Origin of the sequence: Tardiphaga sp. vice304, from assembly GCF_007018905.1 — a bacterium.
Classification (GTDB): Bacteria; Pseudomonadota; Alphaproteobacteria; order Rhizobiales; family Xanthobacteraceae; genus Tardiphaga.
This window is the reverse complement of sequence record NZ_CP041402.1, coordinates 5600620-5616981: the sequence shown is the minus strand read 5'-3', so window position 1 is coordinate 5616981 and position 16362 is coordinate 5600620. Positions and strand designations below refer to the sequence as shown.

At 58.7% G+C, this 16362-nt stretch carries 21 protein-coding genes; 8 read left to right on the top strand and 13 right to left on the bottom strand.

What is annotated here, in order from left to right:
* Positions 1 to 149: 149 nt before the first annotated feature.
* Both FNL56_RS26745 and FNL56_RS26740 read left to right on the top strand, forming a co-directional pair.
* Positions 150 to 1496 carry a sensor histidine kinase gene (locus FNL56_RS26745; RefSeq protein ID WP_143582480.1) on the top strand — a complete coding sequence of 449 codons (1347 nt, stop codon included), beginning with the start codon at positions 150 to 152 and terminating at the stop codon, positions 1494 to 1496.
* A complete protein-coding gene (locus tag FNL56_RS26740; protein ID WP_246660808.1) occupies positions 1496 to 2662 on the top strand; it encodes a sugar ABC transporter substrate-binding protein in 1167 nt (388 codons plus the stop codon). Before FNL56_RS26745 ends, FNL56_RS26740 begins: the two co-directional genes overlap by 1 nt.
* A gap of 673 nt (positions 2663 to 3335) precedes the next feature.
* On the opposite strand, the gene FNL56_RS26735 is transcribed toward FNL56_RS26740, so the two are convergent.
* The 7 genes from FNL56_RS26735 to FNL56_RS26705 form a co-directional block, all read right to left on the bottom strand.
* Positions 3336 to 3659 (bottom strand): nuclear transport factor 2 family protein, encoded by a 324-nt coding sequence (locus FNL56_RS26735; protein WP_143582479.1) that lies wholly within the window; start codon positions 3657 to 3659, stop codon positions 3336 to 3338.
* Positions 3660 to 3900: 241 nt separating this feature from the next.
* Positions 3901 to 4275: a sensor histidine kinase gene (locus FNL56_RS26730; RefSeq protein ID WP_143578453.1), complete on the bottom strand. Its 375-nt coding sequence runs from the start codon at positions 4273 to 4275 to the stop codon at positions 3901 to 3903.
* A gap of 7 nt (positions 4276 to 4282) precedes the next feature.
* On the bottom strand, positions 4283 to 5026 hold the full coding sequence (locus tag FNL56_RS26725; protein WP_143575815.1) for a cache domain-containing protein: 744 nt from the start codon (positions 5024 to 5026) through the stop codon (positions 4283 to 4285).
* A gap of 600 nt (positions 5027 to 5626) precedes the next feature.
* The gene (locus FNL56_RS26720; RefSeq protein ID WP_143575814.1) at positions 5627 to 6772 is read right to left on the bottom strand and encodes an AI-2E family transporter; all 1146 of its coding nucleotides are present in this window, start codon (positions 6770 to 6772) and stop codon (positions 5627 to 5629) included.
* Between the two features lie 135 nt (positions 6773 to 6907).
* Entirely contained in the window at positions 6908 to 7432 is a 525-nt protein-coding gene (locus FNL56_RS26715; protein WP_143578452.1) for a hypothetical protein, read from the bottom strand.
* A gap of 69 nt (positions 7433 to 7501) precedes the next feature.
* Complete coding sequence (locus FNL56_RS26710; protein ID WP_246660807.1) at positions 7502 to 7789, bottom strand: hypothetical protein; 288 nt, start codon at positions 7787 to 7789, stop codon at positions 7502 to 7504.
* 123 nt (positions 7790 to 7912) lie between these two features.
* On the bottom strand, positions 7913 to 8575 hold the full coding sequence (locus FNL56_RS26705) for a DUF1236 domain-containing protein (RefSeq protein ID WP_246661610.1): 663 nt from the start codon (positions 8573 to 8575) through the stop codon (positions 7913 to 7915).
* Between the two features lie 315 nt (positions 8576 to 8890).
* Between FNL56_RS26705 and FNL56_RS26700 the strand changes: the two genes are divergently transcribed.
* On the top strand, positions 8891 to 9133 hold the full coding sequence (locus FNL56_RS26700; protein WP_143575811.1) for a hypothetical protein: 243 nt from the start codon (positions 8891 to 8893) through the stop codon (positions 9131 to 9133).
* Positions 9134 to 9809: 676 nt separating this feature from the next.
* Here the strand turns inward: FNL56_RS26700 and FNL56_RS28910 are convergent.
* Together FNL56_RS28910 and FNL56_RS26690 are read right to left on the bottom strand one after the other, a co-directional pair.
* Entirely contained in the window at positions 9810 to 10022 is a 213-nt protein-coding gene (locus FNL56_RS28910; protein ID WP_143576403.1) for a DUF3606 domain-containing protein, read from the bottom strand.
* 27 nt (positions 10023 to 10049) lie between these two features.
* A complete protein-coding gene (locus tag FNL56_RS26690) occupies positions 10050 to 10682 on the bottom strand; it encodes a response regulator transcription factor (RefSeq protein WP_441351256.1) in 633 nt (210 codons plus the stop codon).
* An 88-nt stretch (positions 10683 to 10770) separates the two neighbouring features.
* On the opposite strand from FNL56_RS26690, the gene FNL56_RS26685 reads away from it, so the two are divergent.
* On the top strand, positions 10771 to 12090 hold the full coding sequence (locus tag FNL56_RS26685; protein WP_143582478.1) for a histidine kinase: 1320 nt from the start codon (positions 10771 to 10773) through the stop codon (positions 12088 to 12090).
* On the opposite strand, the gene FNL56_RS26680 is transcribed toward FNL56_RS26685, so the two are convergent.
* The 3 genes from FNL56_RS26680 to FNL56_RS26670 all read right to left on the bottom strand — a co-directional run bounded on the left by FNL56_RS26680 (position 12087) and on the right by FNL56_RS26670 (position 13010).
* Entirely contained in the window at positions 12087 to 12272 is a 186-nt protein-coding gene (locus FNL56_RS26680; protein WP_143582477.1) for a hypothetical protein, read from the bottom strand. The two genes, FNL56_RS26685 and FNL56_RS26680, sit on opposite strands and share 4 nt — an antisense overlap.
* A gap of 64 nt (positions 12273 to 12336) precedes the next feature.
* On the bottom strand, positions 12337 to 12534 hold the full coding sequence (locus FNL56_RS26675; RefSeq protein WP_143575807.1) for a hypothetical protein: 198 nt from the start codon (positions 12532 to 12534) through the stop codon (positions 12337 to 12339).
* 71 nt (positions 12535 to 12605) lie between these two features.
* The gene (locus tag FNL56_RS26670; RefSeq protein ID WP_143578449.1) at positions 12606 to 13010 is read right to left on the bottom strand and encodes a DUF1236 domain-containing protein; all 405 of its coding nucleotides are present in this window, start codon (positions 13008 to 13010) and stop codon (positions 12606 to 12608) included.
* A gap of 273 nt (positions 13011 to 13283) precedes the next feature.
* Here FNL56_RS26670 and FNL56_RS26665 point away from each other — a divergent pair, with 273 nt between their 5' ends.
* Together FNL56_RS26665 and FNL56_RS27905 are read left to right on the top strand one after the other, a co-directional pair.
* Entirely contained in the window at positions 13284 to 14108 is an 825-nt protein-coding gene (locus FNL56_RS26665) for an IS5 family transposase (RefSeq protein ID WP_143577461.1), read from the top strand.
* 223 nt (positions 14109 to 14331) lie between these two features.
* Positions 14332 to 14490: a hypothetical protein gene (locus FNL56_RS27905; RefSeq protein ID WP_168203040.1), complete on the top strand. Its 159-nt coding sequence runs from the start codon at positions 14332 to 14334 to the stop codon at positions 14488 to 14490.
* Positions 14491 to 14531: 41 nt separating this feature from the next.
* Here the strand turns inward: FNL56_RS27905 and FNL56_RS26660 are convergent, their stop codons facing one another.
* Positions 14532 to 14696, bottom strand: a complete 165-nt coding sequence (locus FNL56_RS26660; RefSeq protein WP_246660806.1) for a hypothetical protein — start codon at positions 14694 to 14696, stop codon at positions 14532 to 14534.
* Between the two features lie 355 nt (positions 14697 to 15051).
* Here FNL56_RS26660 and FNL56_RS26655 point away from each other — a divergent pair, with 355 nt between their 5' ends.
* Together FNL56_RS26655 and FNL56_RS26650 are read left to right on the top strand one after the other, a co-directional pair.
* On the top strand, positions 15052 to 15366 hold the full coding sequence (locus tag FNL56_RS26655; protein WP_143575805.1) for a hypothetical protein: 315 nt from the start codon (positions 15052 to 15054) through the stop codon (positions 15364 to 15366).
* A 15-nt stretch (positions 15367 to 15381) separates the two neighbouring features.
* A complete protein-coding gene (locus FNL56_RS26650) occupies positions 15382 to 15993 on the top strand; it encodes a hypothetical protein (protein ID WP_143575804.1) in 612 nt (203 codons plus the stop codon).
* Positions 15994 to 16362 lie beyond the last annotated feature (369 nt).

Genomic DNA, 16362 nt, shown 5'->3' with positions numbered 1-16362 from the left:
GGCCGTATTATTCGCCAATGCGCTCGGGCAGTACGTCAGGCCCTCAGGGGACTACGCTCCAAGCCATCAGACTCGCAGGAAGTTTCGAACTCAGATAGGTTTAGCATGCGTAATGTCAGGCACTTCATCCGATAAGGCTTCTCCGTCGTATGCCGATTTCAAGTCGCCTCGTCATCAACCTGACCATCGTTTTGCTCACGGTCGGCTTGCTTGCCCTTACTGGCATCATTTCGACGACGGTCTGGCTGGGCGAAAAAGCGCAGGTCTACGCCGAAGATGCCACCAGTGCGCAAAACACCCGGATCGCGGCCGTCGAGCTGAGGGCCGCTATGCAGGTCGCGGAATCCAGCCAGCGCGGCTATCTCGTCAGTAGCAACGAGATATACCTGGCCCCCTATGACAGCGCCAAGGCGCTGGTCGACACCCAGCTGGCGCGCCTGAAATCCGCGCTGCAGCCGTTTCCTGCCACGGCCCGCCTGCTCGACAGGCTGACCCGGCTGGTCGCCGACAAGATCGCGGATATGGACCAGACCATCGCGGCGAAGCGCGAATTTCGCGAATCCGACGCACTGGCGGCGTTCGGCAGCAACCGCGGCAAGGCGCTGATGGACGAAGCCAACGTCTTCCTGTCCAGCATCATCCGTACCACCGATGAGCGGCTAACCAGGGGGCTGACGCAGCAGCGCTCCAACGCCACTTGGCTACGCCTGGTGTCGATCGTCGGCGGACTGATCATCATGGGCGGCGTCGGCGGCGTCATCCTGACGATCTATCGCTACACCCGCGAGGTGGCGCAGACCCGCGACCAGGTGCAGCAGCTCAATGCGACCCTCGAACAACGCGTGCGCGACCGGACCGCCGATCTGGTGGATGCGCGCGACAAGGCGGAAGTGCTGCTGGCGGAGGTCAATCATCGCATCGCCAACAGCCTGACCATGGTGTCCGCCCTTGTCAGCCTGCAGTCCCGCAATATCGAAGACCGCGTCGCCAAGGATGCCCTGAGGGAGACCCAGGGACGCATCGATGCCATCGCATCGGTTCACAAGAGCCTCTACAGTTCAGGCGATGCGCGCTTCGTCGATTTCGACGATTACCTGTCGAGCCTGCTCCGCAATGTCGAAGAGGCCATGCGCAATGAAGGTCATGGCGCCTCGATCCGGACCGACCTCGAGGCCCTGAAACTGAAGCCGGATACCAGTGTGAACCTCGGAGTCATCGTGATCGAACTGGTGGCCAACGCCTTCAAATACGCCTATCCGGATCGCGCCGGCGAAGTGCGGGTTCGGCTTAAACGACTGTCCAGCACCGCTGCAGAACTGGTGGTCGAGGACGACGGCGTCGGCCGCAGCGTCGACGCGCCTGCGAAAGGATCCGGTCTGGGCACCCGGATCGTCACCGCCATGGCGCGCACGATCGGCGCTGAAGTCGAATACTTCCCTCGTCATCCCGGTTGCGGCGCCAGACTGGCGTTCGCTTGCCCCACGGATCTCGCGTGATGAGCCGACAAGTATTGATGGCCGCGTTGGGATTAGTCCATGGTCGGGCAAGGGGCGCTGCAGCGGCGATCCTGTGCGGCCTGCTGCTGCCATGTGCCGTGTCGGCGCAGCAGGGGCCGCCAGGCCTGACACGTCCCGTCGTGCTGCAGCCGTTCGATCCGAAGGCGCCCGCCTGCAGCCGTCCGCCCGGGCTCGAAAGGGTGCTGGCCTTCGCCCAGGACAACGAACGGAAGTTCATGCAGGGCGTATCCCAGGGGCTGGCGCTGGCAGCCAAAGACCGCGGGCTGACGTACCGCGTCGCCCAGGCCGACAACGATCCGGCAAAAATGGTGGCGCAGGTCCAGGCCATGCTGGATTCCAAGGTGGGGGCGATGGTCATCGCGCCGGTCGATCCGCCGTCCATCGGCCCGGTGCTCCGGCAGATGATCTGGTCCGGCGCCTATGTCGGCGCCGTGGTGCCGCCGCCGGCGACCTCGATCCTCAACGCTCCGCAATATCTCACCGGCAAGGTGCTGGGCGACGAAGCCGGCAGCTACATCAGGACTCGCCTCAAGGGCAAGGCGAAGGTTGTTCTGCTCACCCACGACAGCCTTCAGTTTCTCGCGCCGCGGTTTGCAGCGATGCGGGATTCCCTCAAGGACATGCCGGGTGTCACCATCGTGGCCGATATCTCGCCGCTGACGGTGGATGAAGCCGGCGGCGCGGCGATGATGCGCACGATCCTGATCGCGGAACCCGATATCGACGTGGTCCTCGGCGCCGATACGGTTGTGCTGGGCGCGCTCGCCGCATTGCGCGAGGCCGGCAAGACACGGCCGGATCAATTCCTCGGCGGCATCGACGGCGAACCCGCCGCGGTCAGCGAGATCAAGGCAGGGGGCCCCTACAAGACCAGTGTCAGCCTGGCCGCGCCGGTCTTCAGCTATGCCATGGGCCAGCACGCGGCGGACTGGCTCGACGGCAAGAGCATTCCACAGGCCATGGATATTCTGCCGAAAGCATTGCGGCTGGATAACATCGCCGGATACGAAGCCGATCTCACCGATCCCGCCGCGGTCTACAATGAGCCGGCGCGTCGCGACAGTTACCTCCGCATGTACGGCAATATCTGCTTCGACAGCCGGGAGAATTTCATCGCGTTTCCGTGGTCGTCCGAGCGCAAATAAGCATCGCCGGCGCCGCGCAAGAAGCCATAGTTGTCAGCCAGAAAGACTGCGGCAGTCGCGCGGCTGCACCACGCGCCCGCCATGCCACCGCTCCAGATCTGACGGCCGACGACGGGCGAATGACGGCGCACGGCGTGGGTGCCAACAGGGGCGTCGGACCGGTTCGGCTGATTGAAGCGGGCGAGCCTGTCTCTCGGGGGTGAGGCGCGTCAACACTCTGAGGGGTAAGGGCATCGGACCGGTTAGGGTGTTTCATCCAAAGAAAGTCTGACCTCAATCCAGAAAGCCCATCAGCGAGCATAGCGGTGATCACGGTGCCAATAGAGGCGTCGTACCGGTTAGGCTGCTCACGCAGTAAGAAATAAAAGCTCAATGTGCAAAGCCATCCGTCTCTAACGTGGCAATCTACTAGTATTTGTAGCGCTGATCATATTGCGCGTGCCCGACGCGGAGCTTGCGCCCTTGGCGATCGCTCGCATTCCTCATCAAGCTTGCCTCTCGGGGGGGGGTATCAAAACTCTACGGCTTAGGGGCATCGGAACGGTTAGGGTGGTCCGTATGCAGAAAGTTGCTTTTAAAATAGAAAAGCCCACTTGCTGGCTGGGATCTGCAACCGAGCATTCAGCGGATTTGATACCGAAGCTAACAGCCCGATGTTAGTGCGGAACTTTTGTCAATCTGGGCCGCCGCTATGGAAATCAATCAGGCCGGTCGCATTAAATTCGAGGTCGCAGCGGTACACGCCCCCATTGCTCGAATAGGCAATAGCCGCGCCATTATTTGTCGGTCTCAAGTTATCAAGGTCGGATGCCGGATATTGTAGCAAACGGTCCCGCCAGTAAGCGCGCAAGGCAGTATGACCCGATATGGTAGCACCCCCATTGCAGCGGCACTCGATCGTAGCGTCTTCGGCGTACAAGCTGAGGATCGTACGAAGGTCACCTGCTCGATAGGCGTCAAGCCAGTCGATCGTCGCTGCCATCGGATCAATAGACATATGCCCAACCTCTCGCTAAATATTTCATGGCGGGTCTTAGAATCTGTCAAGTGAACATCTTCTGAACGCCCTATTCATCTGAACTTCTTGTTTTCTCAATAATTGGTAGTTCTTGCGCCATTCCGCGTTTTACATCCGGTTTGACTCACGTAGCAGAACACGTAGCCGTCATTACTACCCTGCACTATATTTGCACTATCAAGTTGCACAGCAAGCTCGTAACGAGTCGCATTCCAAACGACTATAGTTCAGGTTTTTCTGACTTCAAAAACGTCATTGAAAAATGCAGGCCTTCCGGCAGGAAGTCCGAGACCGCCGTTCCAGCTAGATCACACGCCAAGCTTTTGATTAGCTTGCTTCCGAAACTCTTGCGAGACGGGTCTTGAACGAGAGGACCGTCTAACTCCTGCCAATCGATTCTTACCTTCTCGTCAGCCAATTCGACCCAGGCTATTTTGAGCCTACCAGCTGAGCTGGAAAGCGCCCCATATTTGGCTGCGTTCGTGGCCAGTTCATGAAGAATCATGCTAATCGCGACGGCATCTTTGGCGTTTAACAAAATGGTAGATCCGTGCATCAAGATGCGGGTCCGGTTTTCATCTTGATAACTACTCAACTCGCTCTCAAAGACGTGTCTCAGATCTACGGTGCCTCGCCTTGCTTGCGCCAACGCTTACGGTCCAACTACTCCCTTTCAGATTGGAAAACGCCGAAACCAGAGGAGTGCCCTCCATGGATAAATTCTCGATATATCCCTCGTCGGAATGTTGAGAGGCCTCCCACCAGCCAGAACTAATTTGCTTTCCGACGTAACGATCGTTGTCGATACTTCGAGCGACGAAGTTGCCGTCGCGGTCGCCGATCCCAGCTACCCAGCCCTTCGGAAGTTGCTGACTTTCCAGAACCTTGGCAAAACCGCCCGCATCCAAACCGATGACAATGTTAAATTTGGGTCTGCCGCCTTTGAAAATAGGAACGAAAACACCCAACGCAGGTCGCCGCGCGACAGGACCGATTTGAACGCCACCTATCTGGTCAGTGCCGCTTTCAAACGCTCGCTGATGCACCGCTAGCGGGACGACGTGTGGAAGTTGATCACCAAATGGTCGCAAGGAATTCAGAAGCTGTTGGCCTGGTGCATCGGCAACGACAACCCAAGTGCCGGGCAAATTCTTGACCGCATCTAACGCCTGCGCGCGAAAACGTTCGAGGTTGTCATCTTCGAGGGTGACCGACGTCGCTAAGCTATATCCCAAAACGGCATATTTTTTTAATTCTGCATCCACTGCCGCAGCCAAAGCTCGAGTGGTTCCGACCAGAGACACTTTTTGCGCCTCTGACTGCGTCGTCGCGAGACGGTTGATCACGAACAAGTTTGCAACTATCAATGGTATCGCGATGATTAAAAATAATAGAAATAGGCGCTGTCTAATAGTTGCTAGCACTAGTCACTCGCTGGGAACTTTTGATTCCAACATTAGCGTCCTTCGAAACATAACTGTCTGAGATTGCCCGATAAGAGGCTTCTCTGCAATGATCCGCGAGTGAAGTAACGGCCTTCATGAGTGAGGCAGACGAAGTCTCTTTTCCGCCGTTAGCATTTATGTCGTTAGGTAAGTTAGCGCAACGGCTGACTTCGACGAGGCCCAATGTCAAATATTCACCGCGTGGTTCTCGGCAAAAAAAATTGATATGCCGAGCGCCGAATCGGCAGTTATTGCTTAGAAGTGACGCCGGACCGGGAGGCACCGGAAAGCAACGAAATCATGATTCATAATGTTCATTAAGTGACCGCAACAGCGCTCTAAGTGAGCAGACCGTGACGACGACTGTCGAAGGTAGCCACGCTTGAGCGCCGCTATACGCGATTCCCTCGATCTCCGGGATAGCCCTCAAGCTCTCAGCAAAGTGAGAGTGGAGCGTTAATTCTGCCCGCCGTCTCATGGGCGTTCCTCTCACATTCAATCTTATTGTGCTGTTGGCCGGAAGATCCACTCCCGCCAGACGGTCAACAAAGCCGCCATGACAACCGGCCCAAGGAATAGGCCAAACAGTCCAAAGGTCGCCAGACCGCCGAAAATTCCGACAAAAGCGAGAACAAACGGGAGGCGTGTCGAGCCGCCCACCAAGGTCGGCCATACAAAGTGATCACCGGCAAGCATGATTATCGCGCCCCAGCAGAAAACGGCACCGGCCGCCAAACCGCTCCCGCCGCCGGAAATCAGGACGACCGCCGCAGTAATAAAGGCGATCCATGCGCCAAACGGGAGCATCGCGAAGGCCGTCGTCAGTACTGTAAATAATACCGGGTTTGGAACGCCCGCGACGAAGTATCCAAATCCGATGAGCAAGCCCTCGCCCACGGCTACCAATACCGTGCCGTTCACAGTGCCGCGCGTGGCATCTACCATCTTTCCGACCAAACCCTCCCCAGCATTGCCGATTAGGCGGTCACAAGTTTCTAAGAAGCGGCTAGCGATGTCGCGACCGTTGCGCAGCAAAAAGAACAGGGTCAAAAGCGAAAATAAAAATAGAAATAGCCGATGGAGCAGTTGTCCGCCGAACGTTTTGAAAAGCTCCGACGCGTGGTCTGCATTGACTGACTGCAGCCATGCAGTCGCAGCCTTCGGGTCTGAGAGGTTTGCTCGCCACCAAGATTGCAGACTTTCCGCGACAACCGGCAGGCGAGAGACCCAGTCGGGAACTTCAACCCCGCTTTCTTGGGCACGCTTGAGCCAGGTTGAGAGCACGTCACTTTGCTGAGCTATTTGGTAAACCGCAAGGGACATCGGCGTGAATAGGACCAGCGCAACGATTGCGGTAAAGATGAACGCTGCCAAATTGGATCGACGACCGGATGAAAAGGGTGCTGCAAATTTGAGGTATAGCGGCCACAAAGAGACCGCGAGGATTGTTGCCCAGATCAGCGCCGGCAAAAAGCTCGCGGCTGTCCACAAAGCCAGACCAAAAATAGCCAAGGCAAGAACAATTCTGGCGTTCATCCGCGCGCGGGCGCCCAAGGGCAGTGGCTTTTTCACGGTGCTGGCGAACTCGTCACCAACCTTCTCGGATGACTTCTCCCTCGCCGTACTCGTCGCCACTCTCGCCGCCATTCCACTTTATCCTGTTGTGCACAACAGAACCTCTGGGCGGCAATTCGGTTCCAGATGGGAAAAAGCTGCAATAGCTGACGGCTCATCCAAGCCACGCGCGCGGGCCCACGCCGCAGACGCTACATCTGGCCTAGCCTACCAGCTGAACGCTAAAGCCTGGCCGAAGGTCTCGGGCTGCGCTTGACGCTCGCGCACGAACGGGCGGCTTGCGTAGCGCTGGATCGGCTGCGCCTTACGGCGCCGGGGTGCTTGACTATGCTGGCGCGGGCTGGTCGCTTGGCGCGTACTGGTGTCGGCGAGTGCGACGGTGACGGGTGTCGATGGCGGCGTCGGCGTTGTGGAGGCGGGCTGCACATGGACTTGGCGCGGTGCTTCGACCGTGGCTTCGCCGCGCAGGCACCCCCCCGAATAATACGGCCAGTTCTGAGTCTCGCAAGCGTTGCTGGCGGTTGCAGCCGGGCTTTCGGGAGCAGGTGCAACAGCCGGCACATCGGCCGTGGCCTGTGCCAGCGGCAGGTTCGACGGTGCCGACGGCGGGTTGCCGCGCCCCGGATCCGAGCCAGATACGGCGGCGTTCAGTGCCACAAATGCAACGATAATAAATCCGGCAAAAGTAACGAAAGCGAACACGCGGTAATCGATGGGGCGGAGAAACGTCATGCGGATGACCTTGTGTCGGAGAAGCTACGGCGAGAAGAAAGTGGCCCTTTCCAAGGCCACCTCCAGCGATCAGTCCCAACGTTGACGACGATGCTTGACCATGACGACCCGGTCGCGGTTGCGCCAGCCCCGATGCCAGCCACGATTGCCGCGATATTCGGCGAGTTGGCCAAAGTAGCCGCGGTCGTAATCACGCGACATGCCACGATCGTCGCCGACGCGAACCGGGACATCCTGGGCGCTGGCGAAGGTTGCTGTGAACACCGTCGCTGCAACCGCAGCGGCAGATGCGTGAGCTGATAGCTTCATGTCGGTACTTCCCGTTTCAATATGGCCAATAACGGGAAAAAATGGCAATCGTTCCGCTGGCGGCGGCGATATCGCATGCGGCGCTAGCAAAAAAATCCTGCCGCGGACAAGCCAGGGCAGGACCAGTTGAACGAGGAACTTGCGTCCTGGCACCGATAGGCGGTGCCGAGCCTAACCCTCGATGATGTAGACGATCTCGTGCGTCTGCGGTCGAAGGATCACGTAGCGGCCATTGACCACGATGAAGTCATAGCCACGCCATTCCGGATAGATCTCGATCACCCGCGTCGGGACGGGATGAAAGCGCACCGTCGATGGCACGGCCACGCCGACCGAGATGTTAAAATTCACGTTGCGAACTTCTTCGACCCGCTCCTGCCGGATTGCGCTGGTGATCTGCGTGCGTTTCTCGGCAGGAGGAGCAGCCGTTGCCGACGTCGCCGCATTGCCCGTGGTAGCCGCCGCGCCGGTCTTAGAGTCACCCGTCTTGGTGTTGCCGGTCTTGGAGTCGGTCGCCGTCTTGCTGTCGGCGGCGGCCTTGGTATCGTTCGCGGTTTTGCTGTCAGTGCTGCTCTTGGTATCCGTCGCAGCCTTTGTGTCCGACGGTACAGCCGTCTTGTCTTCGGCCGTGCTGTCAGGCTTGGCCGCTGGCGCCATTTTCGAGTCAGTCGGGGCCTTCGAGTCCGCTGCCGACTTGGCGTCTGGTGCGGATTTGGAATCGGTCATCGACTTGGTGTCGCTGGCGGCACCCTTTGTGGCTGGCGTGCTGGACGATGGAGCCTCGCTGGTGCGCGGCGCCGCGGCCGGCGCTTCGCCGCCTTTGGATCCGCTCATTCCCGCTCCCTGCGCCAGGGCCAAGCTGGTGGTGGCAATCAGGGCGATGGTCGCAACTGATCCCATAAATGTCTTGCTCATTCTGTGTCCTCCATTGTGAAACCGCACATTCGGTCCTGCGCTAGAACGGCAAGCCGTGGCATCAGGTTCCACAATCACGGTGATAAATCGGGACAAAGATGCAATTGAAAGCGCGCGAGAGGGTCGCAAACTGTTTCATCGAAGAGGCAAATGCCTTTTGATGCAACTCGGAACCGAACAAAGACCGGGAACTTGTGTCAATGGTCGCGTGGTGCGGCCTAAGGGAGACGCAACATGACACGCATGATGATGGCCGGCATTACCGCTCTATTGCTGACGGCGGGTAGCGCTGCAGCGGTTTCGGCGATGCCGCTAGCACCCATTAATGCCTCGGCCGACACCATCGAGGTGCGCGGCGGCCACGGCCATGGTCACGGCGGCATGCATCGCGGTGGCCGCGGTCATCACTATGGCTGGTCTCGCGGGCGCGGTCACCACTATGGCTGGAGCCGTGGTCGCGGCCATCGCCATCACTGATAATGGTCTTGGCGGACGCGACACGCGTCCGCCTTCAGCCAGGCGAAGCTCCGCTTTGGGCCAGCGCACGCAACGCCACAGCGCGTTGCCGCAAGTCATTGCGTGCCGAGCCTACAGGAAGGCGTCGCGCTTCGCCGAGGCTCTGCCGGGCCTCGCATTGCAGGATGGCTGGGCGTTTCTGCGTCGCATCCTGCAGGTCTGGAGGCGCTTCCGTGCCATAGACCTGTCGCTGCAGCGGGATTAGGTGGCGCACTGCCTGCTTGATGAAACGGTCGGCATCGAACTCCAAAAATTCGCTAACCCGCTGAAGTTGCTAGTCGTAATAGATAAGAATCACACTATCATTCCCGGGATACAGTCCGACTAGCTCGAAGGCGGCACGTGGCGCCTTGTCGAAGGTTTCGCGCCAATACGCCATAATATCGGAAGAACCATGCAGCACGCTTGGCGGTTCGCGCAACTACGCACCCGCAATCGCCATTCTGGCGTCAGACGCATAGACGTCGGCAACGCTCTGCCAAGTGTTCGATTTGCACGCATCAAGCTAGTCGATGGCGCGCGCGATGACGTCTACGTGGGTCGTGCCGTGTTCCCATTGCTTCTAGCCTTGCGTGATGCCAAATTTGAATGGCACCCTGCCGCTAAAGGGCAGGCGAACGGCGCGTTTAAACGGCAGTCACGTCGGCGCAGATGTGATGGCTTCAGGCCGTTGGGTCCGTTTTGCCGGTCGCAGACAGTTTCTTTGCATAGCCGTGGCTGAATTGCCGACCTTGGCAATCATCGCCTCCCGTGCCGCGCGCTTGACGCCATGATGCCGCGTCCAGAAGCGGGTTTCTGCCGCGCGCTGCAGGGAGATATGGCTCCCGTCGCGCTCGCTCTGATTGGCCAGCTCGTCAACTACCTGTACTGAGCGGCGCTAGCTCAATCCCATTTCGACAGCGATGCGGACGAGATCCGAGTGATTTCGCGCCCCTAGCTTCTGCTTCAAAATGGAGGTCGTGTTGGCGACGGTCTTGTACGAGATGTCGAGCGTATCGGCGACTTCGACAATCTTGTCGCCGCGGCTAAGAAGCCGCAAGATTTCGAGCTCGCGTGCGGACATGTTGGTAGCCGGATTGGCCCTGATTGCCGCGCCGGAGAAGGCGACGGCTTCCGCCAGATGCGGGCTAATAAAATTCTCGCCCGCGGCAACCTTGCGGACGGCCTTGATCAGCAGTCGCGGGTCGTCACCTTTCGACACATAGCCTTGGGCGCCGAGCTCAATGGCACGGACCACAAAGGCAGGGTCGTCATTCATGCTGAACATGATGATCCGCGCCTTGGGGTCGTCCCTGCGAATTCGCCGCATCAGTTCGAAGCCAGACAGGTCCGGCAGGTTGATGTCGATTATGGTTACGTCGGGTCGCTTGGCAAGGTAGGCCCGATGTCCGGACTTTTCGTCCACGGCGTCGTCGATCGTAATCGACGGGTCAGACGCAAACAGCGAGCGACAGCCTGACACCACGACAGGATGATCGTCGACAATCAGGAGTTTTACGGCTGCTGGCATCGGAAAATCTCTCAATTATGTTATGCTTGTCCGAATTTAACGCTTTGGCTAGAGCAATGGTGCCCGGTTGTACGCTTTAATAATTCCAATGTGGAAGACTTTCTCATTGCGCAAACGCATTTGCGTGCTGCTGGGCGGTATGTTTCTCGGCGCGCTAATGGCAGGCGGAACGTTGCTATGGATGTTCGCGTCGGATCAAATTCTTGAGGAAAATGAGCCAGCGGCACGGTCCGCCATTACCGTCGCCTCAGCCCTGAACGCTGCGCTCGCGGCATCTACCCGCCCTGATGCGACTCTCCAAGCCTTCGTCGACCAACTGCAATCGTCGCCAGCAAACGCGATCCGGTTTCGTCGTAGTGGTGAGGTGCCGGCACCAATGCCCAAGTCGCCCGGCAAGGTGCCGGACTGGTTCGTCAAGGCGCTGCTGTTGCCGGACCTCGCTCAACACATCCCGGTCCAAATCCAGGGCCGGCGCGTGGGTGATCTCGCATACGAGCCGGACCTCTCCGCACAGGTATACGAAAAGTGGATCGGCTTTCTATCGCTTCTCGCGGCGTGCATCATCTTGGCCGCGCTGGCCAGTCTAATTACGTTCGCCATGATCGGCGCCGCGCTGCGTCCGCTGCAGGATCTCGCCGAGGGTCTGGCGCGGCTCCGGATCGGCGATTTCACAACGGACGTCGACTGCTCCGGCCCGCCTGAAATTCGCGAAAGCTGCCTGTCAGTCAACCATCTGGCTGTGACGCTCAGCCGCCTCAATTCGGAGAACCGAAGTCTGTTGCGCCGGATGGTATCCATCCAGGACGAGGAGCGCCGGGATATTTCGCGCGAGCTGCACGACGAACTTGGTCCGCTACTCTTCGCAATTCGCGCCAACGTCACAGCCATGATCGACGACGATGGCGAAGGTGGGGAACCGGCCAGGCCCATCAAGCAGCGCGTGCTAGAGGCGGTCGAGGCTCTTCAGGTTACCAACCGCCGAATCCTGGACCGCCTGCGTCCGCTGCTAATCGAAGAGCTTGGCCTTGACGCGAGCATCCAGAAGCTGTTGCGGGATGTGCACGCGCAGGTGCCCGATATGATCGTGACCTTCGCGATCGATCCCCAGATCGTCGCGGCGGACAGCGTCGTAGCGCAAACGGTATATCGCGTTTTGCAGGAGAGCATCACCAATGTGCTCAAGCATGCCGGCGCGTCGAAGATGAATGTGAAGACTAAGGTATCGCACGACACAATTCTGGTGGAGGTCGCCGACAATGGGACTTCAGCACCTAAGCAGCCGACCTTTGGTCGCGGCATGACTGGCATGCGCGAGCGGTTGCGGGCGCTTCAAGGAACGTTCGCGTATGTCCGGACGGATGAATGGACCACGATCCAGTGCAGCCTGCCGCTGGCTGCTCCGCACTAATCCGGATCTGCAGCCGTCTTGCACGGCGCAATCGCCATGCCCGTCTGCGCGAGGGCCGTGATGATCACCTTGGCCACGCAGGTCGCTTGTTCGCTGGAGATGGTCAGGGCGTCGCCCTGGTGTTCGATAGCACAGGTGCCGATCGCTTTGGCGATGATGGTAGTAAGCTGGAAATCGTCCACTATGGGTGAGCTCCCGCGAAATCTAATGACCGCACGTTGACAATTAGCCGACGCGACGCTCTGGTCACGGCCCGCGATAGATCGCCGTCTGGATGTTCGACGAGCTTTGTGGCTCGCCATGATGCGCCATGTTGCGGAGCGTATCCGCTGACGTCCAGGCTGCTGATGCGCGCTGCGCCGGCCGACCATCGCCATTACTGATGAAAAGCAGCGCAGCCATCAGGACCGCGCCCACGCACACGAAATAACGGAAAAGAGGCATCACATTGCTCCCGCATGGAATGAACGGAAACGACGTCGAGGCGGCCCTCGTGCCGCCTCGACAGAGCGCGTTTAGTCGATCACTTCGACAATGCGATGGGTTCCCGGGTCGACAAGGACGGTACGGTCGTTAACTACGGTGTAGCGGTAGGCTGTCGAACCATATTCACGCGGCACTTCGTAATAGGTCACGCCGCTGTCCGGCAGTTCGGCGCCGACCCGTACTTCGCGCTCGTAGCGATAGGACGGGTGGCGGCGTTCGGTGACGTAGCTGTGGAAGCGGGGACGGTTAGCCTCTGCAATGCCACCAGCGGTGGCGCCGGCAGCAGCGCCCACGGCAGCGCCGACCGGACCGCCCACAGCGCCACCGACAATAGCGCCGCCGACGGCTCCGCCGGCCGGTCCGTTCTGGGCGATGGCGGGCGAGAAGCAGGCTATCGAGGCGACGGCTAATGCAGCGGTGGAAATGAGTTTCATGATGTTCTCTCCTTGTTGTTGGCGAGTTCAGAACTGGCAACAGCAAACGTCGTTCCACCGGTTTGCCGCTTTCCCGAAAAACTTCAATGTTGAATGTTGAGGAATTGGGCTTACGTACAGCGATCAATTCGATCAAAAAACCGGTCGTTATCGCGTTATCTGTTTATACAGAACGGTAATTACGAGTATCTAAGAGGCTGACTGAAAAAGAAGCTGAGTGATTTCAGCCAGTTGTGATTCCTTCGGATTTGCGAAGATTCGAGGGAGAGCACGATGGTCTGGACTGAAATCACCCGCCGACACTATAGGCGGGCGAGCTTGCGATATGAAAGCGATACGACGGATGCCGAGTGGTTTGTGATGGAGCCGCTTCTGCCGCCTGCTTCGGCGCTCGGTCGCCCGCGTGCGACAGATATGCGAACGGTGATGGATGCGATCCTGTATATTGCGTCGACCGGCTGCCAATGGCGGCAGTTGCCCAAGGATTTCCCGCCCTACTCGACGGTGCAGGGCTATTTCTACGCGTGGTCGCGCGGCGGACTGTTTGCGTCGCTGAACTACACGCTCGTGATGGCCTCGCGCGAGGCGGCTGGCCGAGAGGCGAGCCCAACGGCCGGAGTGATTGACAGCCAGTCGGTGAAAACCACGGAAAGCGGCGGCCCCCGGGGCTATGATGCAGGTAAGAAAATCAAGGGCCGCAAGCGCCACATCGTCACCGACACGCAAGGAAACTTGGTCGGGCTGGTCGTGCACGAAGCCAGCATTCAGGACCGTGATGGTGCCCCGTGCGTTCTTGCTTCGATACGTTATCGCTATCCGTGGCTGCGCCATATTTTTGCCGATGGTGGCTATGCCGGAGATAAGCTGCGTCAAGCTTTGAAGCGCATCGGCAATTGGACGATAGAAATCATAAAACGATCCGACAGGGAGCAGGGCTTCGAAATCCTACCGCGCCGATGGGTCGTCGAACGAACGTTCGGATGGCTCGGTCGCTGCCGCAGATTGGCAAAGGACTTCGAGACCACAATCGCCAGCGCCGTTGCCTGGGCGTTCGTCGCTCACATTCGCGTCCTTATAAGACGGCTTGCAAAAGCCTGAAATCAAACGAATTCATTATGAGTCAGACTCTAAGTAATTCCGAGTGAGGACAGGGGACCCGTTCAAAGGACTTTAGGAACTCAAGGACCGGGAAATCCCTGCAATCGCCATCTCTGCGGAAGCGGAAGTCTGCCGTATCCACATCAGCTTTGCCGAAGATTTGGCCGGACCTTATCCACGATCGGAAAAGTGTTTGCGCATATTGCAGAGGAAGAGCGTGGCCATGGCCATCGCCGTGCTGAGGATATTCAAGCAGCGCTTTGGAATACGGCTCCCGCCGATCACTCTGCACCATCAGGGCTACCTGCGGCGCGGCCCGATCTGGTTGACGAAGAACCTGTCACTCGATCGTCCGCAAAGCGGCCAGAGCGATGGAATTTGAAACAGCATCCGCCGGCTTGGATGGGCAAGTGCTGGTCGGTGTTAGTGTTCGGTGCGGACCTTCATGGTCTTCATGCTTGTCTCGGCCTCCGTACATGCCTTGAACGTGCCGTTATCGACCACGGTCGTCGTCCTCGTGGTCGGCTGGGAACCGACGGTGGTACACAGCTTAGTGGTGGCGTCGCGGACCACGTGAGAGTCGCTCAAAACGGTGGTCGTTTGAGCGAAGGCCGACGTGACGAAAGGCAGCCAGGGTACCTGCGATCAAGAACGGTTTCATTTGAGGTTCTGCAGTTATCAACTGCGAGGCGCAAATGCGCGGCAAAAATTCCAGAATTGCCAAAAATTCCCGAAATCCATGTATATTTCTAAACGCGGTGATAGCCCTAGAAGAACTATATTTTAACAGTCTAAGTGCGGCGTCAAACCTGAGTCGGGATGAAAAGGAAACGACCCCAATCATCAGCCATTCAATATGTCGATACAGCGAATCGACATCGGCGATGGAACACGTCGGCTTGCAGTCGGTTAGACGGTCCCAACATCAACCTATGAGGGACCAATGAAACGCCTTTTTTCAATCTGTATCGCCGCGCTCCTGACCGCGGGTATAGCCCATGCACAGGCCCCGGCTGCCAAGGACAAGCCTGGCAACAACGCTGTGAACAGCGAGCAGAAGAACTCCAATGCGCCGGTCGCGGGCCGCAACTCGTTCACCGAGGGCCAAGCCAAGAGCGCCATCGAGAAGGCGGGCTACAGCAACGTGACCGAGTTGAAGAAAGACGACAACGGCGTGTGGCGCGGTAAGGCGAGCAAAGGCGGCTCGAGCAGCGCTATCAGCATCGATTTCCAAGGCAACGTTAACGCAGCTAAGTAACAGGGAGGCCAATTTATGACCGTTACCATTTCACGTTTGTACGACTCGTATCCCCAGGCCCAGGCGGCTGTGAAAAGCCTTGAGTCCAATGGCGTACCGCACGCTGACATTAGCATTGTCGCCAATAATTCCGACGGCTGGTTCGACGGTAAGAAGGATCGCGATGGCGACGGGGTCGACGAGCGTGCCGAGGCCGCCGGCACCGGTGCCGGCATCGGCGCCGGGCTCGGTGGTGCCGCCGGGCTGCTGGCAGGTCTAGGTCTGCTGGCTATTCCCGGTTTGGGACCTGTGGTGGCTGCGGGCTGGCTGGCCGCTACCGCTCTAGGCGCCGCAGCGGGCGCTGCGACCGGCGGTCTGATTGGCGCGCTGACCGAAGCCGGCGTTTCGAAAGAAGATGCGCCGGTTTATGCAGAGGGCGTCCGCCGCGGCGGCACGCTGGTGTCTGCCAAGGTTAATGAAGCGGACCGTGTACGACTCGAGGCTCTCATGAGCCCATCGTCGGTCAATTTGAACGACCGACGGGCGACCTGGGAGAAGTCCGGCTGGACCGGATATGATGCGGCCAGCAAGCCCTATGACGCCGCTCAGGTGCGCAAGGAGCGCGAACTACACACCACTTCGCGATGACAATGATGGCCCGCTTCGGCGGGCCATTTTCTTAATCAGCTGAGCTCGATTCAATAATGATGTACGGCTGCTGAACAGTGCCGTACACAAGAGTTCTCACGACATTGCACTACGGGAGAAATCGGGAATGGCGGGATGGCCCGTTATAGATCGTCGGGTAAGGAGATTTAGTATTGTTACAGGTTGCAATCTTGAAAGTGTTAGCGAGCTATCCGAACGGCCGGGCCACGGTTGCTGCCATGAACACCGATTTGGCTATCCTTGCCGGTGCCGGCAGTCCCCGGGGGAATTGCTTGAAGCGCTTGGCCGCAGTTGCGCCCGACCTCGATTCAGGCATGGTTATTCAGGATTCTCATGGCTGGCATTCAA